Source organism: Streptomyces sp. CNT372 (assembly GCF_000377145.1).
Window position 1 is genome coordinate 70,845 of sequence record NZ_KB897787.1, and the last position, 23,923, is coordinate 94,767.

Annotated in this window: 22 protein-coding genes; 11 read left to right on the top strand and 11 right to left on the bottom strand. The window is 75.6% G+C overall.

The genetic code is table 11. The features are described from left to right. The first annotated feature begins 38 nt into the window (after nt 1-38). The 3 genes from C593_RS0122845 to C593_RS0122855 all read left to right on the top strand — a co-directional run bounded on the left by C593_RS0122845 (nt 39) and on the right by C593_RS0122855 (nt 2,621). Nucleotides 39-764, top strand: a complete 726-nt coding sequence (locus tag C593_RS0122845) for a siderophore-interacting protein (RefSeq protein WP_018849649.1) — start codon at nt 39-41, stop codon at nt 762-764. A 49-nt stretch (nt 765-813) separates the two neighbouring features. After that, the gene (locus tag C593_RS0122850) at nt 814-1,386 is read left to right on the top strand and encodes a GNAT family N-acetyltransferase (RefSeq protein WP_018849650.1); all 573 of its coding nucleotides are present in this window, start codon (nt 814-816) and stop codon (nt 1,384-1,386) included. Between the two features lie 101 nt (nt 1,387-1,487). Further along, nucleotides 1,488-2,621, top strand: a complete 1,134-nt coding sequence (locus tag C593_RS0122855) for a class I SAM-dependent methyltransferase (protein WP_018849651.1) — start codon at nt 1,488-1,490, stop codon at nt 2,619-2,621. A 59-nt stretch (nt 2,622-2,680) separates the two neighbouring features. Here C593_RS0122855 and C593_RS0122860 read toward each other — a convergent pair whose 3' ends face one another. Further along, a complete protein-coding gene (locus C593_RS0122860) occupies nt 2,681-5,401 on the bottom strand; it encodes a SpoIIE family protein phosphatase/ATP-binding protein (protein ID WP_018849652.1) in 2,721 nt (906 codons plus the stop codon). Nucleotides 5,402-5,680: 279 nt separating this feature from the next. After that, entirely contained in the window at nt 5,681-6,172 is a 492-nt protein-coding gene (locus tag C593_RS0122865) for a DUF5709 domain-containing protein (protein WP_018849653.1), read from the bottom strand. Nucleotides 6,173-6,352: 180 nt separating this feature from the next. Between C593_RS0122865 and C593_RS0122870 the strand changes: the two genes are divergently transcribed. Next, on the top strand, nt 6,353-6,946 hold the full coding sequence (locus tag C593_RS0122870; RefSeq protein WP_018849654.1) for a hypothetical protein: 594 nt from the start codon (nt 6,353-6,355) through the stop codon (nt 6,944-6,946). A 94-nt stretch (nt 6,947-7,040) separates the two neighbouring features. On the opposite strand, the gene C593_RS0122875 is transcribed toward C593_RS0122870, so the two are convergent. Further along, nucleotides 7,041-8,696: an FAD-dependent oxidoreductase gene (locus tag C593_RS0122875; RefSeq protein ID WP_018849655.1), complete on the bottom strand. Its 1,656-nt coding sequence runs from the start codon at nt 8,694-8,696 to the stop codon at nt 7,041-7,043. A gap of 143 nt (nt 8,697-8,839) precedes the next feature. Continuing rightward, the gene (locus C593_RS33910; protein WP_018849656.1) at nt 8,840-10,810 is read right to left on the bottom strand and encodes a helix-turn-helix domain-containing protein; all 1,971 of its coding nucleotides are present in this window, start codon (nt 10,808-10,810) and stop codon (nt 8,840-8,842) included. Nucleotides 10,811-11,025: 215 nt separating this feature from the next. On the opposite strand from C593_RS33910, the gene C593_RS0122885 reads away from it, so the two are divergent. After that, the gene (locus tag C593_RS0122885; protein WP_018849657.1) at nt 11,026-11,622 is read left to right on the top strand and encodes a hypothetical protein; all 597 of its coding nucleotides are present in this window, start codon (nt 11,026-11,028) and stop codon (nt 11,620-11,622) included. A 124-nt stretch (nt 11,623-11,746) separates the two neighbouring features. On the opposite strand, the gene C593_RS0122890 is transcribed toward C593_RS0122885, so the two are convergent. The 4 genes from C593_RS0122890 to C593_RS0122905 all read right to left on the bottom strand — a co-directional run bounded on the left by C593_RS0122890 (nt 11,747) and on the right by C593_RS0122905 (nt 15,114). After that, on the bottom strand, nt 11,747-12,082 hold the full coding sequence (locus C593_RS0122890) for a YnfA family protein (protein WP_018849658.1): 336 nt from the start codon (nt 12,080-12,082) through the stop codon (nt 11,747-11,749). Between the two features lie 143 nt (nt 12,083-12,225). Next, nucleotides 12,226-12,516, bottom strand: coding sequence for a hypothetical protein (locus C593_RS0122895; protein WP_026277989.1), 291 nt, complete (start codon nt 12,514-12,516; stop codon nt 12,226-12,228). Between the two features lie 64 nt (nt 12,517-12,580). Beyond that, complete coding sequence (locus C593_RS0122900) at nt 12,581-13,462, bottom strand: diacylglycerol/lipid kinase family protein (protein ID WP_018849660.1); 882 nt, start codon at nt 13,460-13,462, stop codon at nt 12,581-12,583. A 56-nt stretch (nt 13,463-13,518) separates the two neighbouring features. Then, complete coding sequence (locus C593_RS0122905) at nt 13,519-15,114, bottom strand: FAD-binding oxidoreductase (protein ID WP_018849661.1); 1,596 nt, start codon at nt 15,112-15,114, stop codon at nt 13,519-13,521. Nucleotides 15,115-15,243: 129 nt separating this feature from the next. Here C593_RS0122905 and C593_RS0122910 point away from each other — a divergent pair, with 129 nt between their 5' ends. Then, the gene (locus C593_RS0122910; protein ID WP_026277990.1) at nt 15,244-15,843 is read left to right on the top strand and encodes a TetR/AcrR family transcriptional regulator; all 600 of its coding nucleotides are present in this window, start codon (nt 15,244-15,246) and stop codon (nt 15,841-15,843) included. Further along, nucleotides 15,840-17,390 carry a glycerol-3-phosphate dehydrogenase/oxidase gene (locus C593_RS0122915; RefSeq protein ID WP_018849663.1) on the top strand — a complete coding sequence of 517 codons (1,551 nt, stop codon included), beginning with the start codon at nt 15,840-15,842 and terminating at the stop codon, nt 17,388-17,390. The genes C593_RS0122910 and C593_RS0122915 overlap by 4 nt, the downstream gene beginning before the upstream one ends. Before the next feature lie 157 nt (nt 17,391-17,547). Here C593_RS0122915 and C593_RS0122920 read toward each other — a convergent pair whose 3' ends face one another. Then, nucleotides 17,548-18,528: an NAD(P)-dependent oxidoreductase gene (locus tag C593_RS0122920; RefSeq protein ID WP_018849664.1), complete on the bottom strand. Its 981-nt coding sequence runs from the start codon at nt 18,526-18,528 to the stop codon at nt 17,548-17,550. 337 nt (nt 18,529-18,865) lie between these two features. Here C593_RS0122920 and C593_RS0122925 point away from each other — a divergent pair, with 337 nt between their 5' ends. Both C593_RS0122925 and C593_RS0122930 read left to right on the top strand, forming a co-directional pair. Beyond that, nucleotides 18,866-19,057 (top strand): DUF6381 family protein, encoded by a 192-nt coding sequence (locus tag C593_RS0122925; protein ID WP_018849665.1) that lies wholly within the window; start codon nt 18,866-18,868, stop codon nt 19,055-19,057. 240 nt (nt 19,058-19,297) lie between these two features. After that, nucleotides 19,298-19,699, top strand: coding sequence for an SH3 domain-containing protein (locus C593_RS0122930; RefSeq protein WP_486591171.1), 402 nt, complete (start codon nt 19,298-19,300; stop codon nt 19,697-19,699). Nucleotides 19,700-19,777: 78 nt separating this feature from the next. Here the strand turns inward: C593_RS0122930 and C593_RS0122935 are convergent, their stop codons facing one another. Together C593_RS0122935 and C593_RS0122940 are read right to left on the bottom strand one after the other, a co-directional pair. Beyond that, nucleotides 19,778-21,256: a glutamate-cysteine ligase family protein gene (locus C593_RS0122935; protein ID WP_018849667.1), complete on the bottom strand. Its 1,479-nt coding sequence runs from the start codon at nt 21,254-21,256 to the stop codon at nt 19,778-19,780. Between the two features lie 190 nt (nt 21,257-21,446). Beyond that, complete coding sequence (locus C593_RS0122940; RefSeq protein WP_018849668.1) at nt 21,447-21,956, bottom strand: mycothiol transferase; 510 nt, start codon at nt 21,954-21,956, stop codon at nt 21,447-21,449. A 590-nt stretch (nt 21,957-22,546) separates the two neighbouring features. On the opposite strand from C593_RS0122940, the gene tgmA reads away from it, so the two are divergent. Next, nucleotides 22,547-22,738 (top strand): putative ATP-grasp-modified RiPP, encoded by a 192-nt coding sequence (tgmA, locus tag C593_RS0122945; protein ID WP_018849669.1) that lies wholly within the window; start codon nt 22,547-22,549, stop codon nt 22,736-22,738. A gap of 228 nt (nt 22,739-22,966) precedes the next feature. Continuing rightward, the gene (gene tgmB, locus C593_RS0122950) at nt 22,967-23,899 is read left to right on the top strand and encodes an ATP-grasp ribosomal peptide maturase (RefSeq protein WP_018849670.1); all 933 of its coding nucleotides are present in this window, start codon (nt 22,967-22,969) and stop codon (nt 23,897-23,899) included. Nucleotides 23,900-23,923 lie beyond the last annotated feature (24 nt).

Here is a 23,923-nt window from a genome sequence, read left to right on the forward strand (position 1 = left end):
CCGGCCAGGTGAATTCTGGCCGAGGGAGGGGAGTAGCGGTGGGTCACGGCTGGGAGGGCGTCGTCCTCAAACTGTTCCGCGGCAAGGACTTCACATTCACCGTGACCGGGGCCGAGCAGGTCACCGAGCACTTCCGCCGGATCCACTTCACCGACGGCGGCATGCTCGCACAGACCGGTGTGCACCCCACCATGTGGGTCCGCATCTGGTTCGAGAACGCGGGCAAGCCCCACCAGCGCGCCTACACCCTGGTCGACGCCGACCCGGAGGCGGGCACCTTCAGCATGGAGTTCGCCCTCCACGAGGGCTGCGCCAGTGACTGGGCGCGCACCGCGAAGCCCGGCGACACGGTGGAGGCGACCCTCCAGGGCACCGGCTTCAGCACACCCGACCCGGCTCCGTCCCACCTCTTCGTCGTCGGCGACCCGGCCTCCCTCCCCGCGATCAACTCCCTGCTCGACGCCCACCCCGCGGTCCCGGCCACCATCTGGTTCGAGACCAGCCATGACTCGGACGCCGAGCTGCCCATGCGCACCGACTCCGCGCTCCACGAGGTCCGCCGGGTGCCCCGCCGGGAGGACGGCGCGCACCTCGTCTCCGAGGTCCGCTCGGCCCTCCCCGGCCTGGTCGACGGCCGCTCCGACACCTACGTCTGGATAGCCTGCGACACCGCCACCACCCGCGCGCTCGCGGCCTACGTCCGCAAGGAGCTGGCCTTCCCCAAGGACCGGGTCAACGCGCTCGGCTACTGGCGCGCCGCCTGAGACCGGGGCCGCGCCGGACCCCGTGCCCGGCGCGGCATACCCTCGGGGGATGACCCCGTCCCTCACCGCCCGCGTCCCCGGCGGGGGCGGCCGCCGCCCGCGCCGCGAGACCGTCACCGTCCGCCGGGCGACCCCCGCCGACGCCCGCCGCCTGACCGCCCTGGTGCGCGCCTCCCGCGCCTACGAGGGCCCGTACGCGCCGATGGTCGCCGGCTACACCGTGGGCGGCGACTACATCGACCGGCACGAGGTGCACCTCGCCGCGGGCACGGACGACCGCCCGCTCGGCTTCTACGCCCTTGTCCTGGACCCGCCCGCCGCGCCCGAACTGGACCTGATGTTCGTCGCGGACGCGGCCCAGGGCCTGGGCGTCGGCCGGCTCCTCGTCGGCCATCTCGTCGAACGGGCCCGCGCGGCCGGTCTGGACGCCGTCCGGATCGTCTCCCACCCGCCCGCCGAGGGTTTCTACCGCAGCGTCGGCGCCCGCCGCACCGGGACCGTTCCCGCCCGCCCGCCGGCCGTCCTCTGGGACCGGCCGGAACTGCGCCTGGACATACCGCCCGTGGACATCCCGTCCGTGGACCTCCCGCCCGCGGACACCCCGGCGGCCGGCCCCTTCTGACCGTCCCCGGCGGGCGGGTCCGGCCGCCGGAGCGGGCGTAGGCTGGTGGTGAGCGGGCCGGTCCCGCCGGCGCGCGGTCACGCCCGGTGGAAGGAGCGGTCATGTCGAGCACAGGAACGCAGGAGACCGGCACCGCCCAGGACCCCGTTCTGGACCAGGCCGGCGGGGAGACCGCAACCGCCCCGGACCCCGCCCGGGTGGAGGAGTTCGCCGGCGAGGTGGTCGACCTCCTCAACAAGGGCGTGCTCGCCCTGCTCGTCAGCGTCGGCCACCAGACCGGCCTCTTCGACGCCATGGACGGGCTCCCGCCGGCCACCAGCGAGGAGATCGCGACCCGCGCCGGGCTCGACGAACGCTATGTGCGCGAGTGGCTCGGCGGGACGGTCGTCGGCGGCATCGTGACGTACGAGCCCGCCGGACGCCGCTACCGGCTGCCGCCCGAGCACGCGGCCTCGCTCACCTCGGCCGCCGGCACCGAGAACCTGGCCGCCCTGATGCCCTACGTCGCCCTCCTCGGCGAGGTCGAACAGCGGGTGGTGCGCTGCTTCCGGGAGGGCGGCGGCGTCCCGTACTCCGCCTACCCCCGCTTCCAGGCCCTCCAGGCCGCCGAGACCGCCCGGGTCTACGACGAGGCCCTGGTCGACACCATCGTGCCCCTGGTCCCCGGCCTCACCGAACGGTTGCGCTCGGGAATCTCCGCGCTCGACGTGGGCACCGGCCACGGCCGCGCCCCGCTGGTCCTCGCCGAGGCGTTCCCCGCCAGCACCTTCCACGGCGTCGACCGGTCCGAGGAGGGCATCGACGCCGCCCGGGCCGAGGCCGCCCGGCGCGGTGTGACCAACGTCCACTACACGGTCGGCGACGCCACGGAACTCTCCGGCGCCCACGACCTGGTCACCGCTTTCGACGTGATCCACGACCTGGCCGAGCCGGCCCGGACCCTGGACGCCATCGCCGGAGCCCTGACGCCGGACGGCACCTTCCTGATGGGCGACATGGACGCCTCCAGCAACCTCGAGGAGAACATCGGACACCCCTTCGGGCCCGCCCTGTTCGGCTTCTCGGTCTTCTACTGCATGACCACCTCCCTCGGCACCGGCGGCGCCGGCCTCGGCACGGTCTGGGGGCGCCAGACCGCCCGGCGGATGCTCGGCGAGGCCGGCTTCGGGCAGGTGGACATCCGCTCCGTCGAGGGCGACCCGCTGAACGTGTACTACGTCGCCGCCAAGGGCTGAACAGCCCCCGGCTCAGAGCCTCCCGCGGTTCAGGGCCTCCCGGTTCAGGGCCTCCTGGTTCAGAGCCCTTCGAGGGCGGTCCCCAGATCGAGGACGGCGGGGCCGCCTTGGCCGGTGAGCGGCTGTTCCGCCCAGATGACCTTGCCGTTGGCCGTGTACCGGGTGCCCCAGCGGTCCGCGTACTGCGCCACCAGGAACAGGCCCCGGCCCCCTTCGTCCGTGCCCGCCGCCTGCCGCAGGTGCGGGGAGGTGCTGCTGTGGTCGGAGACCTCGCAGATCAGGGCGCGGTCGCGGATCAGCCGGACCAGGATGGGGCCCTCCGCGTAGCGGATCGCGTTGGTGACCAGCTCGCTGAGGATCAGCTCGGTGCTGAACGCCAGTTCGTCCAGGCCCCATTCGCCCAGCTTCTCCGTCACCGCGGAGCGGATCCGCCGGACCGCCGCCGGGTCCGCCGGGACCTCCCACAGGGCGGTGCGGTCCGCCGGGAGGACCTTGGTGCTGCCCACCAGCAGGGCGACGTCGTCCCTCGGACGCTCCGGCACCAGCCCGGCGAGGACGTGTTCGCAGATCTCCTCCGGGCTGCCCTGGGCGCACTCCTCCAGGGTGTGGCGCAGCAGCTCCAGGCCCTCGTCGATCTCCCGCTCGCGGTCCTCGACCAGCCCGTCCGTGTAGAGGACCAGCCGGCTGCCCTCGGGGAGGGTGAGATGCAGCGTCTCGAACGGCAGACCGCCCAGCCCGAGCGGCGGACCGCCCGGCACGTCCGCGAACTCGGCCCGGCCGTCCGGGTGCAGCACCACCGGCTGGAGGTGCCCGGCGCGCGCGATGCTGCACCGGCCGGACACCGGGTCGTAGATGGCGTAGACGCAGGTGGCGCCGGTGACCCCCGCCTCGCCCGGACCGTCTGTCTCGTCCTGGTCGATCCGGGCCACCAACTCGTCGAGATGCCACAGGAGTTCGTCCGGCGGAAGGTCGAGGCTGGAGAAGTTGTGCACGGCCGTGCGGAGCCGGCCCATGGTGGCGGCCGCGTGCAGTCCGTGCCCCACCACATCGCCGACCACCAGGGCCACGCGCGCCCCGGGCAGCGGGATGATGTCGAACCAGTCTCCGCCCACCCCGCCCAGACCGCCGAGGCCCGCCTGCGCCGGCCGGTAGCGGTAGGCCACGTCCAGGCCCGTCTGCTCGGGCAGCACCCGCGGCAGCAGACTCTGCTGGAGGGTCACCGCCATGGTGTGTTCCCGCGAGTAGCGGCGGGCGTTGTCGACACTCACCGCGGCCCGGGCGACCAGCTCCTCGGCGACGGAGAGGTCTTCCTCCTCGAACGGCTCCGCCGTCCGCGACCGCCAGAACATCGCGACCCCGAGGATGACCCCCCGCGCCCGCATCGGTACGGCGATCATCGAGTGCATCCCGCTCTCCACCAGCCGCGCGGCCCGCCCCTCGTCCTGGCGCTGCCAGCCCCCGAGAGTGGTGAGGTCCGCCTCCAGCACGGCCTCGCCCTTCGCCAGCCCGGTGCCCAGAGGCGTGGAGCGGACGAAGCGGATCGCGTGGCCGACGGGGTAGAGGGCGGTGTCGTCCGGGCCGCCGATGGCCACCCGGCGCATATCGGTGTCCGCGCCGGTCGCGGTCGGCTCCTCGCCCCGCAGCACCGTCTCGACCAGGTCCACGGAGGTGGAGTCCGCGAACCGGGCGGCCCCGAACGCGGCCAGCTCCTCGCAGGTGCGCACCACGTCGAGGGTGGTGCCGATCTCCGTGCCCGCGTCGTACAGCAGGGTCAGCCGGCCCCGGGCCACGTCCGCCCGGCCGCTCAGCGCGGACAGTTCGGTGGTGTCGCGCAGGGTGGCGACCGTTCCGGGCGGGCCGCCCGCCTGGTCGGTGGTGCGCTGGTTGACGGCGAGCAGCCGGTCGCCGACCGGGATCACCTCGTCGGTCGCGTTCCGGCCGGAGGAGAGCAGCCGGGAGATCTGCGGGTCCAGGCCGAGCTCGCCGGGCGGGCGGCCGTCCAGGTCGGGCGGCAGCTGCAGCAGCCGGCGGGCCTCGTCGTTCGCCAGCAGGATCCGGCCGTCGCCGCCGACGATGATCACGCCCTCCCGGACGGCGTGCAGCACGGCGTCGTGGTGCTCGTACATGCGGGTCATCTCGACCGGCCCCAGGCCGTGGGTCTGGCGCCGCAGCCGGCGGGTGACCAGCGCGGTGCCGCCCGTGGTGAGCAACAGGACCGCCCCCGCGGCCCCGAAGAGCAGCGGGAACTGGTCCTCGGCCACCCCGCTGACCTTGTCCAGGGTGATGCCCGCCGACACCAGACCGACGACCGAGCCGTCCGCACCGCGCACCGGGACCGTCGCCTGCACCAGGGGCCCGATCGTCCCGGTGATCTTCTCGGTGACCGCCTCGCCCGCCAGCGCGGGCGCGATGTCGCCGACGAACCGTTTCCCGATGCGGTCGGGGATGGGGTGGGTGTAGCGGATGCCGTCGGTGTTCAGCACGACGACGAAGTCGACCCCGGAGCGTTCGCGGGCCTCCTCGGCCTTGGGCTGGAGGACGGCGGACGGGTCCGGGCTCTTGAGCGCGGCCTCCATGCCGGGGGAGTTGGCGAAGGTCTCGGCGACGGCGACCGACCGGTTGAGCGCCTCGCGCTCGCTGCCGGCGCGCGACTGGAGGACCAGTGCGGCCATACCGGCGGCGACGAGCAACACCACGATCGCCACCTGCAGGAGAAAGACCTGGCCTGCGACAGTTCTCATGCGCAGAACCGAGCGCGGGCGGCCGTAGCGTCCGGCCATAAGCTCTTTGTACACCTCCGGCACACGGTGGGCGAACGGCGGGGACCGCCGCCGAGCTGCCGTTTCCGGTGTCCGGCTGCCTGGATCACCCAGCATGCCAAGCCCGCGGCCCCTGCACCCGGCAATCGCGCAACTCGCTCCGGCGGACTCGGCGCGGGGCGGGGGGTGCGTGCCGGCCGGGGCGCCCGGGTCCGGCGTGCCCGGAGTCCGGCGTCTCAGGGTCCGGGGCGCCCGGGACCCGGCGTGCTCAGGGTCCCGGCGTGTGCGGAGTCCGGTGTCTCAGGGTCCGGCGTTCTCGTCCTCGTCGATGACGTGCATCGCCGCCTCCTCCGCCGAGGCGGCCCCACCGTCGATCCCGACGTCCCGCGCGACGACGTCGTTGTGCCGGCGCGGCGCGATGTCGTCCACCGCAGCCAGGCGGCCCGCCCGGTCCTTCCCCGCGGCCCCGTCGAGGAGTTCGCCGTCGCCGCCCGCCAGGTCCCCGATGCCGTCCCCGTCGGGGGCGGCCTTCTCCGGCAGCTCCTGGGCGAGGCGCTGCTCCAGGGTCTCGCCGCGCTGCAGCTCCTCGCCGGTGGTGCCGTGCCGGCCCACGACCAGGGGACGGTCGAGCGGCGAGTAGCCCTCCTCCATGATGTCGTCCAGGCTGCGCTCGTCGAGGACGTTCTCCAGATCGAGGTCATCGCTCGGACGGTTCTGCACATCGGAGTGCTCGGGCTGGTACACGTCGTCGCCGCGCCCCTGGTCGTCCCGTGCAGTGTCGTCGTCGGCCATGGCCTTTCCCTTTCCGGTGTCCTCCGCCGGTGTCTGTGCCCGTGTCCACTGGGGGAGCTCCCGCCGGAACGGGGTCCCGGGCGCGGGGACCGCGAGGTCCCCTCCTACGATCTTGACGCGGCGGCGGGACCTCCGCGCGCTCAGCGGAACAGAGACGGAACCAGGATCACCGGGGGAGCCGTGGCCGGCAGCGGAACGCGATCGAACACGGGCGCCGCCCGCCGGCTGACGGACGCCCTCCAGCCCCGGAACGTCCTGGTCACCGGCATGCTCGCCATCGGCCTCGCGGCGGCCGGGGGCGACTGGACGGGCGCACCCTGGGGGCTCGTGGGCGCCCTCTGCGCGGGCCTGGTGCCCGCCGCCTACATCGAGCGGGAGCGGCGGCGCGGCACCTGGGGCGACCGGCACGTGGTCGACCGCACCCAGCGCGGCCCGATTTTCCTGGTCATCCTCGGCTCGCTCGCCGCGGGCTCGGCCCTGATGCTGGCCGGCGGCGCGCCGCGCGGGATCGTCCTGTCGATGGCCGCGCTGTGGGCGATGACCGTGGTCCTGCTCGCCGTGAACACCGCCTGGAAGATCAGCGTCGACTCGGCGGTCTGCGCGGCGATGGTCGCCCAGCTCGCCGCCGTGCACACACCCTGGTGGCTCTGCGCGGCGCCGCTCGCGGTGGCCGTGTGCTGGTCGCGGGTGGCGCTGGGCTACCACACGGTCGCGCAGACCGCGGCCGGGGCGGCGCTGGGCGCGGCGACGGCCGCGGTGTTCGCGGTGGGGTGACACCGGACCGGGCGGGTCCGGTCCGGTACCACCCGGTGCACCGGGCCGAGCGGCCACGTCCGGTGCGCCCGGCCCCGCCCGCTCGCTGCCAGGATCAGGGGGCGAGGCGGCGCAGCCGCAGGACGTTGTCCCGGCGCAGCCCGGGGGTGCCGTCCGGGCCCTTCTGGGGACGCTCGAACTCCTCGCTGCGCTCGACGCGCCACTCGCCGTCCGGGAGCCCGAGGGCCGAGTGCACCTCGGCCGGGGTCGGGAAGTGCATCCCGTGGTGGGCGGCCTCCTCCCAGGTGCCCGCGTCGGCGTGCCCGACGACGAGCAGCACACCGCCGGGCGCCACCGCCCCGGCGGCCCGCCGCAGGATCTCCTCGCGCGGGAGCTCGCCCATCGAGTACAGGTAGTGGGCGGAGACCAGATCGTAGGAGCCGTCCGGGAACGTCACGGCGAGGTCGTGCCACTGCCAGTCCACCGCGTCCCCGGCACCGGCCTCCCGGGCGTGCGCGGCGGCCCGCTCCAGCGCCACCCGGGAGATGTCGACGCCCGTCACCCGCCAGCCCCGGCGGGCCAGCCAGACGCTGTCCGCGCCCTCGCCGCAGCCCAGGTCCAGAGCCCGCCCGGGCGTCAGCCCCGATGCCTCGGCGACCAGCGCGACATTGGGCTCGCCGCTCCAGACACGGTCCCTCTCCCGGTAGCGGGCGTCCCAGCTCTCGGGCCCGTCGTAGCCGAGCACCGACCGCTCGTCCCCGCCCCGGCCCGCGGGTGCCTTGGCGCGGCGCAGGGCGACGGCCCGGCGGGTCTCCTCGGCGACCAGGTCGGCGACGATCGCGCCGCCCGCCCGGTTCCCGGCGGCGGCGGAGCCCACCACCTGCTCCGTCACCTCGGTGACATTGCCCGCCGCCCACACGCCCGGCACCCGGGTCGCCCCCTTCGGGTCCGTCTCGATCCGGCTGCCGATCACGGCCCCGTTCACCACCACGTCCGCGGGCACCAGCCCGAGACCGCCGAGGACCTCCGTGCGGGCGGTGAACCGGGGTGCGACGACGAGGACTTCGCGGGCGACGGCAGTGCCGTCCGCGAGCCGGACGCCCGTCAGCCGCCCGTCCTCGGCCGCCACGCCCGTCACCCGGCCGTCCACCACGGCGACGCCGCGCGCGGCGAGCTGCTCGTACTCCTCCTCACCGGGCTCCGGGCCCTCGTGCAGGAAGAGGGTCACGTCCGCGGACCACTGGCGCCACAGGAGCGCCTGGTGCACGGCGAGCGGCCCGGTGGCGAGGACGCCGACCGCACGGTCGCGCACCTCCCAGCCGTGGCAGAAGGGGCAGTGCAGCACGTCCCGGCCCCAGAGCGCGTCCAGCCCCGGCACGTCGGGGAGTTCGTCCACCAGCCCGGTGGCCACCAGCAGCCGGGACGCGGTGACCGCCGAGCCGTCCGCGAGCCCCAGGCGGAAGGCGCCGTCGGCGGTACGCTCCGCCGACTCCACCCGGCCCTCGCGGATCCGGCCGCCGTAGCCCTCGACCTCGGCGCGGGCGATGCGCAGGAGCTGGGCGGGCGGGGTGCCGTCGCGCGTCAGGAAGGCGTGCACGTGGTCCGCGGGGGAGTTGCGCGGCCGCCCCGCGTCGATCACCAGCACCGAGCGCCGGGCGCGGGCGAGGCAGAGCGCCCCGGCCAGGCCCGCCGCGCCGCCGCCGAGGACCGCCACGTCGACGCGCTCGTCCCCGGGCGGTTCCGTCTCCTGGTGCACCGGCCGACTGGTCATGGCTCGTACCTCCTCCGTACCGCGGTACCGCTGTGTACCGCCACCGCTGTCGTCGTCACCGCGATACTGCGCGAGGAGTGCGGCGGGCGGCAAAGAACCTTGCCGGTTCGGCAAAAATCCGGGTGGGGCGCGGGCCGACCGCCTCAGCCCCCGTCGGGGACGCCGCCCGTGCCGTCCGCGCCGTTCCCGTCACGCGCGGAGCCCGTGCCGTTCCCGCCACGCGGGCCGTCCGCGCCGTCCGGCTCCGGCGATCCGCCGGCCCGGCCGGGGGTGTCCGCGACCCAGGCGCGGCGGGCGTAGTCGTAGTCGTACGCGGTCCCGCCGCCCGTCCCGCTGGTCCGGAACGGGCGCCCGCCGTCGTCGACACGCACCGTGCCGCCGCGTCCGCCGCTGCTCCAGCGCACTTCCAGATACCAGGAGCAGTCGCAGCCGGCCGTGCGCGCGCTGACGAGCAGCGACTCGGGCTCCGTGGCGGAGACCGCGTACGGGAAGGACACGGCGGGCAGCGGCACCCCGGAGTCGCTGCCCGCGCGGGGGCGGGCGACGGGCCGTCGCCGGTCGAGGTCGACGTCGAAGAGCCGGGGCGTGAGCGCCCCGCCGCAGCCCGCGCTCATGCGGTACTCACCGAGCGGACGCGGGCCCTGCCGCTGGACGACGCGTACGTCCACGCCCTCCACCACCACCGCCTGGGTGCCCTTCCCCTGGAGGGTGACGCGGACCATGGTCCGGCCGCCGTGCACCGCGCCGAGCGCCCCCGCCCAGGACGCCGCGTCCGCCGCGACGGGCGGCGGCGGAACGGTCCCGGGGGAGCGGCCGAGGAGGTACGCGTGGTCGCAGCCGTTCTGCCAGACATGGTCGTCGGCGGTCCAGGTCAGGGGCACGGCGGGGCCGGTGCCCGGCCCCGCGGAGGCGGACCCGGCCGCCGCCCCGGCATCCGCGGTGCCCGCCGTGCCGCCCTTGCCCGGGGTCCGGCGCTCGCCGTCCGCCGCGGGTGGCACGGTCCGCGTGCCGGGGGAGGGGGACGCCGACGGCGCGGGCCCGGAGGGCGGTGCGGGGGCACCGGCCGGGGCGGGTGCCCCCGGGCGGGGGGCCGTGTCCCCGCCCTGGCCCGACGCGAGGTGCCGCGCCCCGGCCACCAGACCGAGCGCGGCGGGCACGGCCGCCACGGCGAGCGCCAGCGCGACCGGCTTCCGCAGCCCGCGGACGCGACCGCCGCCCCGGCGGCGGAGGGCGGGACGGGCCGTGGCGGCGGGCGGCGGCGGCCCGGTGAGGAGCGCGACCGGGGCTTCGCCGCCGGCTCCGGCCGCGGCGGCTCCACCGGGCTGCGGACGGAAGGCTTCTGACACCTTGTCGGGACCCGCCCCCAAGCCGTCGGCTGCCGCATCCGCCCCCAAGCCGTCGGCCGCCGCACCCGTGCCGGGGCCGCCGGCTGCCGCGTCCGTGCCGGGGCCGTTGGCCGCCGCACCGGTGCCGGCGCTCTTGACCGATGGGCCGCCGTCGGCTGTCGCGACCGTGCCGGCGTTCTTGACCGACGGGCCGCCGTCGGCTGCCGCATCCGTGCCGGGGCCGTTGGCCGCCGCACCGGTGCCGGCGCTCTTGACCGACGGGCCGTTGGCCGCCGCACCCGTGCCGGGGCTCTTGACCGACGGGCCGTCGTCGGCCACCGCACCCGTGCTGGAGGCCTCGGCCGCCGCCGCGCCCGCACCGGCGTCCCCGGCCGGCGACCCGTCGGACGCCCCGTCAGGCGACCCGCCCGCCGCGGCTGTCCGCGCCCGGCCGGTGCCCGGTTCCATCCGACGGCGCCGGTCCTCGTCCGCCATCAGCCACAGCCGGTGCAGCTCCACGATCTCCGCGCCCGCGCACCCGCAGAACCGGGCGAGCCGCTCCACCGGGGCGAACTCCATCGGCACCGTCCGGCCGGTGCAGTAGCGGTGCAGGGTCGCCGCGCCGACGCCCACCCGGCGGGCCAACGAGCCGTAGCTGCGCCCCGATCCGGCGCGGAGCGCGTCCAGCCGTGCGGCGAAGGCCCGCCCCGCCGCGCCCGCCTCCGCGGGGTCCGTGCCCTCCACGCAGCGCGCCGTGCCCTCCACGTCGCCCGCCGTGTCGTCCGCCATACCGCTCCCTTCCCGCGCCCGTTCCGGAGCGCGTTTCACCCCTCGCAGAAAGCCCACGTCACAGGGGGTGAAACGGTTCCACCGCGTCATCCGGCGGGTGGGTCCTTGCCGGGCGGCCCGGCGGCGCCGACGCTGGTGGACGACAGCACGGGGTCCGGACGGATCGCCGTGCCGCCACGACCGACAACCACGACCGACAACGGGGAACACCAGCCATGAACCGCATCCGCGCCGCCGCCGTGACCGCGGCGGTCCTCGCCCTGACCGCCGTCTCCTTCTCGCCCGCCTCCGCCGCCCCCGCGCCGCGCTTCCTGACACCCGGTCAGCTTCCGGCCGCCGCCACCCCCTGGACCGCGGACAAGATCCGCAAGGGCGCGCCCGACGAGCGGTCCTGGTGCACCGCCGAGGCCACACCGGCCGCCGGCACGCGCTACCGCGACTACCGGACCGAACTGGACACCAACGCCCGCCAGACGATCACCGTCGCGCCGACCGAGGCGAAGGCCGCGCAACTCGTCCGCAAGCTCCGCCTCGCGGTCGAGACCTGCCTGGACCGGATGAAGGCGCAGGACCCGGGCCTGGAGGGGGAGGGGCTCCACCACGGCCGCATCGGGGTGGAGGACGGGGCGAACGTCTACAGCATCGACACCTCGTACCCGGAGGCCGGTTCGACGGATGTCGCGCTGTTCTCCGTGGGGCGCGACGGGCGGGCCGTGACGGTCGTCGAGTGGGGGCAGTTGGGCGACCTGGACGGCGCCCCGCTCCAGGACTTCAGGCTGACCACCGCCCTCGCGGTCGCCAAGCTGTACTGACCGCGCACCGGACAGGGGCCGGGGCGGGGGCGGGCCGTGGGGGAGTCCGTCGCCGTCCCGGCCCCGCGCGGGTGAGGATGCGGGTACGTCAGCGTGTGCGGGTACGTCAGCGTGTGCGCGTGCGTCAGTGGGAGCGGGGCGCGTACATGATGACCGCCATGCCGGCGAGGCAGATCAGCGCGCCGATCACGTCGAAGCGGTCCGGCCGGTAGCCGTCGGCGACCATGCCCCAGGCGATGGACCCGGCCACGAAGACGCCGCCGTAAGCGGCCAGGACACGGCCGAAGTTGTCGTCGCTCTGGAAGGTGGCGACGACCCCGTACAGGCCCAGCGCGATCACCCCGGCGCCGATCCAGACCCAGCCCCGGTGCTCGCGCAGCCCCTGCCACACCAGCCAGGCGCCCCCGATCTCGAAGAGCGCGGCGACGGCGAACAGGGCGACGGAACGGGCAACGAGCACAGGCTTCCTCCGGGGCGTACGCGGCACCGGTCCGCCACGTCGTGAACGCGCCCACGGTAGCCCGCGCGCAGGACCCGGGGACGAGGGTCCGGGCACGGCCGGCCGCCGGGACCCGCTGAAAGCGCCCGGAGGCGAACCGAGCCCTAGGGAAGATCAGCCCCCAGCGGCGGGACCTTTGCCGTCGTGGGGCCGCGGACCGCCTCGATGACCGCGTCGTGCAGGTCCCGGCTCGCCCGCTCGCTGGGGCACGGCGCCGGGCTGCCGGACACGGTGAACCAGTCGGCCGCGCCGGTGTACTGCACAGTGACGGACGCCTCGCCGTCGACCCAGGTGGTGTGCACGGTGAGGTCCCCGGTCACGACCCCGACCTCCTCGGTCAGGACGCCGCCGTGTCCGGAGTACACACCGGGTGTGGTCCAGGATGCCCAGCTCATGCATCCAACGTCACACCCTTCCCGCTTGATCGCTACCGGCGGGACGGGGATTTGTCGTGCCGGTTCAGCCGAGAACGCGGAGCGCTCCGGGCTGGACCCGGACGGTGACCGGGAGTTGCCCGTCCACCTCGCCGTCCGCGCCGTACGGAAGGGGGCGCTCCGCCTCGATCCGGATCTCCTTGCCGCGCAGGACCTCCACCTGCGGGCGGCGTATGTGCGCACCGGTCTTGAGCTCGTTCATCATCGCGAAGAACAGCCGCTTCGGGGCGTGGTGGACGACGACCACGTCGAGGGTGCCGTCGTCGAGCCGGGCGCCGGGGGCGATCTGCCTGCCGAAGCCGTAGTAGCCCGAGTTGGCCGCCACCACCGTGTAGCCGCGCCGCTCGTGGAGGACGCCGTCGACGGTGATCCGGTAGGACGCGGGCCGCCAGGCGGCGACCGCGCGCAGCCCGCCCGCGTAGTAGGAGGCCGCACCCCGCAGCACCCGGGATTCGTTGGCGTGCCGGTTGGCGACCGCGTCGACGCCCGCGTAGACGCTGCCGAGGACCGACTTGCGCCCGTGGGCCGCCGAGTCGACCTCGATGGTGTCCACCGGGCGGGCCTTGCCGTCGAGCAGCACCCGGGCGAGGGCGTCCGGTTCGGTGGGCAGAGCGAGGGCGCGGGCGAAGTCGTTGCCCCGGCCCGCGGGCACCAGCCCGAAGACCGCGCCGGTGCCGCTGAGGGCGCCGCCGACGCAGCCGGCCATCCCGTCGCCGCCGACCGCGAGGACGGCGTCCCCGCGCTCCCCCGCCTCCCGGGCGAGTTCGCGGGCGTGCGCCAGGCTGCGGCTGTAGCGGGTCTCCAGCCCGGCCCCGGCCTCCCGCAGGAGCCGGGCGAGCGGGAGCAGGGCCGCCGTGCCGCTGGAACTGCCCGCGGCGGGGTTGACGACGGCGGTGAACTGTCGCATGGGTGCGCCTCCGGGCGGCAGGGGGTCGGCGGTGCGGGGGGTCTCGGGGCCGCGGGTCAACGGACGGGGACGAGGACTCCGGGGCTGAGCACCCCGGCGGGATCGGTCTCCGCCTTGACGGCCTGGAGCATACGGACCCCCAGCGGGCCGATCTCCCTCGCGTACCAGTCGCGGTGGTCGGTGCCCACGCCGTGGTGGTGGCTGATGGTGCCCCCGGCGGCGACGATCGCGTCGTTCGCGGCCCGCTTCGCCTTCTCCCAGTGGGCGACGGCGTCCTCGCCCTGGGCGGAGACGACCGTGAAGTACAGGGAGGCGCCGTTCTCGTAGACGTGCGAGATGTGGCACATCACCAGCGGCGGTGTGCCGGCCCCGGTGAGCTGGGTGGTGAGGGTGTCGCCGACGGCCGCGTACAGGCCGGGGAGGGCGGACCAGAAGGCGGCGGTCTCCAGGGTCTCGGCGAAGGCGCCCGCGTCCAGCAGGGCGTCCCGCAGGTAGGGGGCGTGGTAGCGGCCGTGCTCCCAGCGTTCGCCGGGCTCGGCGCCGAGGGGTTCGCCGCCGCAGGCGAGCAGGATCTCGCGGGCCTTGGCGCGGCGGTCCTCCGTGTCGGCCCCGGTGCCCTCGTAGCCGGTCAGGGCGAGGCAGCCGGCCGGCTGGGGGATGTCGGTGCCGCCGATGGCGTCGGGCTGGGCGAGGCCGACGAAGGTCTCGGTCTCGTCGGAGAGGCGCAGCACGGTGGGGCGCGGCCCGTCCTGGGCGAGGCGGCGCAGGGCGGTGGTCCCGGCCTCGAAGGAGGGGAAGCGCCAGCCCTCGTAGATCCGGCGTTCCGGCAGCGGGCGGATGCGCACGGTGACGGCGGTGATCACACCGAAGGCGCCCTCGGAGCCGAGGACGAGCTGCCGCAGGTCGGGCCCGGCGGCGGAGCGGGGGGCGCGGCCGGTCTCCAGGGTGCCCTCGGGGGTGGCGAGGGTGAGGGCGAGGACCATCTCGTCGAAGCGGCCGTAGCCGGCCGAGGCCTGGCCGCTGGAGCGGGCCGCGGCGAAGCCGCCGACGGAGGCCCACTCGAAGGACTGCGGGAAGTGGCCGAGGGTCCAGCCGCGCTCGTTGAGCAGGGCCTCGCAGGCGGGGCCGCGCAGGCCGGGCTCCAGGACGGCGGTGCGGGAGACCTCGTCCACCGAGACCAGCCGGTCGAGCCGGCGCAGGTCGAGGGCGACGAAGGGGCGCTCGGTGCGCGGCGCGAGTCCGCCGACGACGGAGGTGCCGCCGCCGAAGGGCACCGCGGCCAGGCCGTGCGCGGCGCAGGCGGTGAGGACCGCCAGCACCTCGTCGTGGCCGCCGGGCAGCACCACGGCGGCCGGAATGTCGTCCACCTCGCCCGCGCGGATGCGCAGCAGGTCGGGGGTGGACTTGCCGCGGGTGTGGCGGATGCGGCTCTCGGCGTCGGTGCGGACGTGCTCCGGACCGCCGGCGGCCTTCGCCAGGGCGGCGCGGGCCTCGTCACCGAGGGGTGAGGGGGGCGCGTCGATGCCGTCCAGCCCGGCGGGGCCGCTCTCGCGGGGGGTGACACCCAGCAGTTCGCGCAGCAGTCCGGTCACGGTCTCCGGCAGGGGGGCCGCCTTGGCCGGGTCGCCCCAGCCGCTCCACAACATGTCCACGTCGTACCTGTCCTCACCGTCGGGGTGTGCGGGGATCCGCGGGAGCGCGGGGGTTTCGCGAGGCCTGCCCGGAGTCCGCCCCCGGGGGTGCACTGCCGCGCGGCCCGCACTGGCATTACACTGTGACAGATGACGCCCATTCGTCACAACCAGTCGGACGCAGACGCCGTGCTCGACGCCGCACGCGACTGCGTCCTCGCCGTCGGCGTACGGCGCACGACCCTCACCGACGTCGCCCGCCGCGCCGGGGTCTCCCGGATGACGCTCTACCGGCGCTGGCCCGATGTGCGCACCCTCGTCGGCGACCTGATGACCCGGGAGTGGATCGAGATCGCGGTCGCCGCCATGCCGGACACCGTCCCCGGCGCCCTCACCCGGGAACGGATCGTCGACGGACTGGTCGGCGGCGTCGAGGCGTTCCGCGCCCACCCGCTCTTCCACAAGATCCTCGACGTCGACCCCGAACTGCTCCTGCCGTACCTGCTCGACCGGCGCGGCACCAGCCAGGACGCCCTCCTCGGGCTGATCTCCGCCGGCCTCGCGGAGGGGCACGCGGACGGCTCCGTCCGCCGTGTGCACACCGACCTCCAGGCCCGGTCCCTGCTCCTGGTCGTGCAGTCCTTCGCCATGTCCCTGCGCACCATGACCGACGAGGACGACCCCGCGCTGACCGACGCCGCGTTCCTCGACGAGCTGCGCACCCTCCTGGAGAGGACCCTCGCCCCGTGACCACCCCCGCCGCCCCCGTCGCCTCCTCCCTGAACGCCGCCCGCCGCGCCCGGGAACTCGCCGCCCTGGCGGACGGGGCCGAGGTGGACGTCCTCGTCGTCGGCCTCGGCGCCACCGGGGCGGGCGCCGCCCTGGACGCGGCCGCCCGAGGGCTGCGCGTCGCCGCGATCGACGCCCACGACCTCGCCTTCGGCACCTCCCGCTGGAGCTCCAAGCTCATCCACGGCGGCCTGCGCTACCTCGCCACCGGGCAGCTCGACGTCGCCCACGAGAGCGCGGTGGAACGCGGCGTCCTCATGGAGCGCACCGCGCCCCATCTGGTCCGGGCCCAGCCCTTCGTCCTCCCGCTGACCCCGCTGGTCGGCCGCGCGCAGGCATCCCTCGCCAGGACCGGGTTCCGCGCCGGGGACCTGCTGCGCGCCGCCGCCCGCACCTCCCGCGCCACCCTCCCCGCGCCGCGCACCCTTTCCGCGGTCGAGACCCGGCACCTGGCCCCCGCCCTGCGCCCGGCCGGGCTGCGCGGCGGCCTCCTCTCCTGGGACGGGCAGCTCACCGACGACGCCCGCCTGGTGACCGCGATCGCCCGCACCGCCGCCGCGCACGGGGCCCGGATCCTGACCCGGTCCCGGGCCCTCTCGTTCACCGGCGACGGCGCGCTCGTCCGCGACGAACTCACCGGCGAGGAGCTGCGCATCCGGGCCCGGACGGTGGTCAACGCGGCCGGGGTGTGGGCCGGCGGCCTGGTCGACGACATCCGGCTGCGCCCCTCCCGGGGCACCCACCTGGTGCTGCGCGCCGACGCCCTGGGCGAGCTGTCCGCCGGACTCCACATCCCGATCCCCGGCGAACGGAACCGTTTCGTCCTGGTCCTGCCGCAGGGCGACGGGCGCATCTACGTCGGCCTGACCGACGAGCCCGTGGACGGGGAGGTGCCGGACGTTCCCGAGGTCCCCGAGACCGATATCGGCTTCCTGCTGGACGTCCTCGGCTCCGCGCTGGACGTCTCCCTGGGCCGCGCGGACGTGGTCGGCGCCTTCGCGGGGCTCCGGCCGCTGCTGGACACCGGCGACGGGCCCGGCCGCACGGCGGACATCTCCCGCCGCCACGCGGTCCTGACCTCGCCCGGCGGGGTGGTCACCGTCGTCGGCGGCAAGCTCACCACCTACCGGCGGATGGCCCAGGACGCGGTGGACGCGGCGCTCGCCGCGGGCGGGCTGACGGCGGGGCCCTGCCGCACCGCGGCCCTCCCGCTCGTCGGCGCGGCCCGCCCGGCGGCCCTCGCCGCCCTCGGCGTCCCGCGCCGCCTGGTCCGTCGCTACGGCGCGGAGGCCCCGGCGGTCCACGCCCTCGCCGCCACCTCCCCCGACCTGTCCCGCCCGGTGGCCCCCGGCCACCCGGTCACGGGCGCCGAACTCCTCTGGGCCGTCCGCCACGAGGGCGCCCTCGACGTCTCCGACGTCCTCGACCGCCGCACCCGCATCGGCCTCGTCGGCCCGGACCGCGAGGCGGCGACGGAGGCCGCGAGGGCGGCCCTGGCCGCGGTGTGACGGCCCCACCGGGGCCCGGGCCCACCGGCCCGGCCCGGCCCGGCACGGCTCGGCCCCGGCTGGCAGGGCGAGCCGTGCCGGCACCGGCTGTGCCCGGCCGGCTCGGGGGTCGGCCCGGCCCGCCGGGCCAACCCCCGAGCCGGGCGCGGGCGCGCCCCTACGCCAGGAAGGCCGCCCGGTCGCGCGGCACCCCGTGGGCGAAGCCCGCGCCCGAGGCCCAGCGGGCGGCCTCCGACACCGCGAGGTCGGCCAGGCGCTGCCACTCGTTGCCCTGGGAGCCCGCCACATGCGGGGTGATCAGCGCGCCGTCGCAGGACCAGAGCGGGTGGTCCGGCGGCAGGACGTCCGGCTCGGTGACGTCGAGGACCGCCCGGACGCGGCCCTCCCCGAGCGCCTCGACCAGGGCGTCCTGGTCCACGACCGCGCCACGGGCCGTGTTCACCAGGACCGCGTCCTGCCGCATCGACCCCAGCAGCTCCCGGCTCACCAGACCCCGCGTCTCCGGCAGCAGCGGGGTGTGCACGCTCACCGTGTCGCTGCGCGCGAACAGCTCCCCGAGACCGACCGCCTCCACCCCCAGCGCCCGCGCCTCCGCCTGTGTCACGAACGGGTCGTGCAGCAGGACCGTCAGGTCGTACGGGCGCAGCAGCTCGATCACCCGCCGGCCGGTCGTCGACGCCGACAGGATGCCCACCGTGCGGCGGTAGTTGCCGACGTGCGCCGGGACCCGCAGCCGGTTTGCCCGGGAGCCGCCCGCCCGGTACCCCCGCGCCTGCTCCAGGACCCGCTTCCCGGTCAGCAGGATCATGCCCACCGTGTACTCGGCCACCGGCAGCGCGTTCGCCGAGGCCGCCGACGACACCTCGATGCCGCGTTCCCAGCACGCCTCGGTGACATGCCCCCGCACGGAGCCGGCCGTGTGCACCACGGCCCGCAGCAGGGGCGCCGCCGCCAGCGCCGCCGCGTCGAGCAGGGGGCAGCCCCAGCCGGTCACCAGGAGTTCGGCGCCGCCGAGCAGCTCGCGCGCCCGGTCGGTGGCGAAGTCGTCCAGCACCGGCGAGGGCGCGAGGTCGCACACCTCGCCGAGCGCGGCGAGCGCGCCCGGCCCCAGCACGGCGGACGCGGCCTCCGGGGACATCGCCAGAACCGTCCGGGGCCGGTGCGGGCGGGCGGACGGCGGCGGAGGAGTCATGGGCGACCCTTCGGTTCGGTTCGGTGACGAGGACGAGGCGGACACGGGACGCGGGCCGGGTGGTCGAGGCCGGTTGATCGACCGAGTGAAGCGCGCCCCGGGACGGCCCGGCAAGGCCCCGCGCGGACCGGGCGCGCTCCAGGCGGCCGTCCCGCTTCGAGATGCGACCGCGCACCGGCCCTGTTTCGCTGGGCGGAGTGCTCTCGACACGCCCGAGGACGCGGAGAGCGGAAAACGGAGAGCGGACAGCGGACAGCGGACAGCGGAGAGTGGAGGAGAGAACGTGGACGGATACGAGGAATCCCGCGGCCGGGTGCGGCAGATGCGCGAGAAGGCCAAGGAACTCGGCGAGGCCGCCGACCGCAGCAGCGACCCCAAGGAGAAGAAGCGCCTCAAGGACAAGGCCGAGCGGCTCCGGGCGCAGTCCGACCAGGAGTCCGCGATGGGCGCCGGGGACATCCACCCCAGCCCCTGACCGGCGTGCCGCCACCGCCACGGCCCCGGCAGGACGACCGGCCCCGCGGCCCGGGGAGCCCCGCGCTCCCCGGGCCGCGGGGCCGGTGTCCGTGCTCCCGCACCACCCCCGCCGCATTGGCCCCTCGGGGCGAACGCGCCGCGGACGCGGGCATTTCTGCGCGATCACGGGCCCGCCGGGCCCTAGGGTCGGGCCCGACCAGGGGGGGCCGTGTCCAGCGAGTGGAGTCAGCCGATGCCCATGACCGCCATCCGTACCCGCCGTCCCGCCCGCGGCGCCGCCGTGCGCGTGGCCGCCGCCGCGTTCGCCGTCGCCGCCCTGACGGCGGCCGCGCCCGCCCAGGCCGCCGCCCCGGCCGCGGCCGCGCCGTCCACCGCAGCGGCCGCCGCCCCGGCGAAGCCGTACGGCACGGTGACCGCGCGCAGCGGGCTGAACCTGCGCGCCTACCCGAGCACCGACTCCTCCGTGAAGGGCAGCCTGCGCTACAACGCCCAGGTCGGCCTGGTGTGCAAGGTCCGCGCCCAGGACATCGCGGGGAACGACCTCTGGTACCTGGCGCGCGACAGCCGCAAGGTGTGGGTCCCGGCCCGCTACGTCGCCGCCACCGGCTATGTGAAGTACTGCAAGGACGTCCGGATGTGACGCCCGCCGGCACCGCACCGGGCCGCCGCCGTACACCACGGCGGCGGCCCGGCCCGCGTCCGCCCGACCGCGCCCGCGTCAGTCCACCGGCCAGGTGTGCACCGGCGCGTTGAGGTGCATGTACTCCAGGTACTGCCCGGTCATCTGCCGCAGCGCCTCGTGGTGGTCGACCCGGTTGCCCCGGTCGATGCGGTGGAACATCTCCGCCTGCCACACCGCCCCGTTCCGCCCCGTCACACAGCGCTGCTCGATCACCCCGAGCAGCGGCTCCCGCCACGCCGTGTCCATGCCCGTGGCCTCAAGCCCCCGGTGCGCCAGCGGCAGCAGCCGCCGCAGCACCAGCTCGGCGACCGGCACCTCGCCCATCCCCGGCCAGTACAGCTTCGCGTCGATGCCGTGCCGGGCCGCCGAGTGCAGATTGTCCTCGGCGGCCTGGAACGACATCCGGGACCACACCGGCCGCTCCTCGTCGACCAGGGCCCGCGTCAGACCGTAGTAGAACGCCCCGTTGGCCAGGATGTCGGCCACCGTCGGGCCCGCCGGCAGCACGCGGTTCTCGATCCGCAGATGCGGCTTGCCGTGGTCGACCGCGTAGACCGGCCGGTTCCAGCGGTAGATCGTGCCGTTGTGCAGGGTCAGTTCACCAAGGGCGGGCACGTCCCCGCCGTCCAGGGTCTCCTTGGGGTCCTCCTCGTCGCAGAGCGGCAGCAGCGCAGGGAAGTAGCGCACGTTCTCCTCGAACAGGTCGAAGACGCTGTTGATCCAGCGCTCCCCGAACCACACCCGGGGCCGCACGCCCTGCACCTTGATCTCCTCCGGGCGGGTGTCCGTGGCCTGCTCGAAGAGCGGGATACGGGTCTCGCGCCACAGCTCCTTGCCGAACAGGAACGGTGAGTTCGCCGCGAGCGCCACCTGCACCCCGGCGATCGCCTGCGCCGCGTTCCAGTACGCCGCGAACTGCTCCGGCGCGACCTGGAGATGGAACTGCGTACTGGTGCAGGCCGCCTCCGGGGTGATGGTGTCCGCGTAGGTGCGCAGCCGCTCGACGCCGTCCAGCTCGATCCGCAGGTCCTCGCCGCGCGCCGCGAAGACCTGCTCGTTGAGCAGCCGGTAGCGGGGGTTCTCCGACAGCGCCTCGGCGCTCACGTGGTCACGGCGCAGGGTCGGCAGGATCCCGACCATGGCGAGGTGCGCCCCGATAGCGGAGGCCCGGTCCTCGGCGTGGTTGAGGGCGGCGCGGATCTCCTGCTCCCAGGCGTCCGGGCCGCCCGCGGTGAGCCGCCGGGGCAGGATGTTGACCTCCAGGTTGAACCGGCCCAGCTCGGTGTCCCAGGCGGGGTCGGCGATGGCGTCCAGCGCCTCGGTGCTCCGCATCGCCGGCTGGGCGTTCTCGTCGACGAGGTTCAGCTCGATCTCCAGCCCGACCTGCGGCCGTTCGAACTCGAACCGGGCCCCGCGCAGCATCTGCGCGAAGGTGTCCAGGCAGGACTGCATCTTGTCTCGGTAGCGGCGGCGGTCGTCACGGGTGAACACCAGCGCCGGGACGTCCCGTCCCATCGGCCCTCCCGGAGTCGTCGGGCGGCGGACAGCCAGCTCTCAGCTCTCAGCGTGCCACCGACCGGCGGCGGCGACCAGCGAGAGCGGCCCCGGCTCCCCGGGCGCTGACCGGACGTGTCCGGGCAGTCACCCGAGCGGTGCCGACCGGTCCCTCCCGGTCACCCGAGCGGCGCCGGCCGGTCCCTCCCGGTCACCCCCGCCGTTCGAGCAGCCCCCGGACGTAGGCGGCCTGGCCGGCGTGCTGGAGGTCGTCCGCGAGAACGCTGACCAGCCGCACGCCGAGGGTGACCGGCGGGTCCCAGCCCTGGTCCACGACCCGGTCCAGGTCCCCGGCGTCCAGGGTCCGGACGTGGTCGAGGGTGCGGGCGTGGACGGCGTCCGCGTAGCCGAGGAGTGCGGACGCCGGGGCGCGCACCGCCGCCACGTCCCCGGCGGAGTGGCCGTAGCCGGTCGCCGTGTCCGGGAAGGGCAGCCCGAACCGGCCGGCCCAGCCCTCGGAGGTCCACACCTGCTCCCGGCCGGCCGCGTCCGCGAGGTGGTCGTCCTGGACGCGGGCCAGGTGCCAGACCAGCCAGGCGACGGTGTTCGCGCCCTCCTCCGGGCGGGCCGCGAGCTCCGCCTCCGACAGCCCTTCGACCGCCTCGTGCACGGCCTCGCGCACCCGCTCGAAGGCGTCAGCCAGCAGTGCGGTGGTGTCCATCGAGCTCCTCCGCTCCCTCGTCCCCCGGTGGTGCCCCCGCGCCACTCCCGATCGTGCCCGCCCTCGCGCTCCGGCGCGCGATGTCACACGAGGCGCGAACGCTTCCCCCCGGGGCGCGCCCCAGGAGACCCCGGAGCGGCCGCGAAGGTGCGTGCGGACCACCGCGCCGGACCACCGCGCCGGACCACCGGCGGGCCACCGCGCCGCACGGGTATCGGTCGAGCACGTCGCTTTCGCGCCATCGAACGGCGGTTCGGAGCAAGCGGGTTGACACCCCCTCAGGGTCCCGCCGTTCATGGAGTGGTGCAGGGCGGAACTCCGGGCGGCGGGGCTTTTGCCGCTCCTTGAGGCTTCTGTCGTGTCGCCTGCGTCACGTCTTGGCCAAAACTTGAAACTCCTGAGACTCCTGATGCGTCTGTCTGGATGCCACCGGCGGGGCGTGTCGCCGCCGGTGCAGATGTTCGGATCCGGAGGTCTTTCGGTGAAAGACCTCCACAGTGTCACTCTATGTGTTGAGGAAGTGGCACTTTCGCCACGAACTGTCACATGAGGAGCCCGGGCTGGTGCGCGGGCAGGGGAGGAAGCAGCAGATGAAACCGTTCGCCTGGAACTACGCACAGCCCGCGGACCCGGCCCCGGCCCTGGTCTCCTACTCCTACGACGCGACGCTCCAGCTGAACGTCCTGTCCGACGGCCGGCCCGCCATCTCGGACCGCGCGCTGATGGCCGCCGCCGGCACGACGACGTCCAAGGCGGGCTCCGCGACCCACTTCGACGACTGAACCCGCACGGCACGCCCCCATGACCCTCGCCACCCCCGCGACCGCCCGACCGGGCCGACCGGCGCCCCCTCGCACGGGCGGCCCGAACGGCCCGGCGCTCTCCGTGCGCCCGCACCGCACGGCATGCCCGCCCGGCTCTGTCCGGCCGGGCCCGCACCGCACCGCGCCCCCGTCCTCCGCCCTCCGCCGTGCGCCCGCACCGCGCCGCGACCGGACGGACCCGGCGCGGTGACCGTCCTCGTCCTGACGAGCGCGGAGGACGTCACCGCGGACCTCGTGGTGGCGGAACTGCACGAACTGGGCGCCCCCCTGGTCCGGTTCGACCCCGCCGACCTGCCCGGTGACGTCTCGCTCTCCGCCGAGTACGTCCGCGGCGAGTTCCGCGGCTACCTCTCCACCGGCGGCCGGGTGGCCAGCGTCGACGCCGTCCGCTCCGTCTGGGTCCGCAGGCCCGGCGAGGCCGCCGCGCACGCCGCCGAGCCCTCCGCCTGGCTCGCCGAGGAGAGCGCCCACGCCCTCTACGGCATGCTCGACTCCACCGACGCCCGCTGGATGAACCACCCCAGCGCCGCGGCCCGGGCCCGCCGCAAGCCGTGGCAGATGCGCATTGCCCACGGCAGCGGCTTCCCCGTGCCCGCCACCCTGGTCACCACCTATCCGGCGATGGCCCGGCGCTTCGCCGAGCAGTACCGGCACGTCGTGGTGAAGTCCGTCTCCGGGAAGTCGCCCGGCGACCCGCCCATGGCCCTGCCGACCTCCCTCGTCCCCCCGGACGCCGACTTCTCCGGGGTGGCCGCCGCCCCCACCCTCCTCCAGCGGTACATCGCCAAGCGGGCCGACATCCGGCTCACGGCCGTCGGGGACACCTACTTCGCCGCGCGCAAGGTCGCCGAGGCGGGCCAGGTCGACGGGCGCTTCGGCGACACCGGGCACCAGTGGAAGCCGGTCGAGACGCCCGCCCCCGTCGCCCGCGCCGTTCAGCGCTATCTGCGCCGTGCCCGACTCGCCTACGGGGCCTTCGACTTCGCGGAGGAGGAGACCACCGGCACCTGGTGGTTCCTGGAGTGCAACCAGGGCGGGCAGTTCGGCTTCGTGGAACTGGAGACCGGGCAGCCCATCTCCCGTGCCGTCGCCCAGTGGCTCGCCACGGAGCCCGGCTGAGCATCCGGGCAGCGCGCCTCGGGC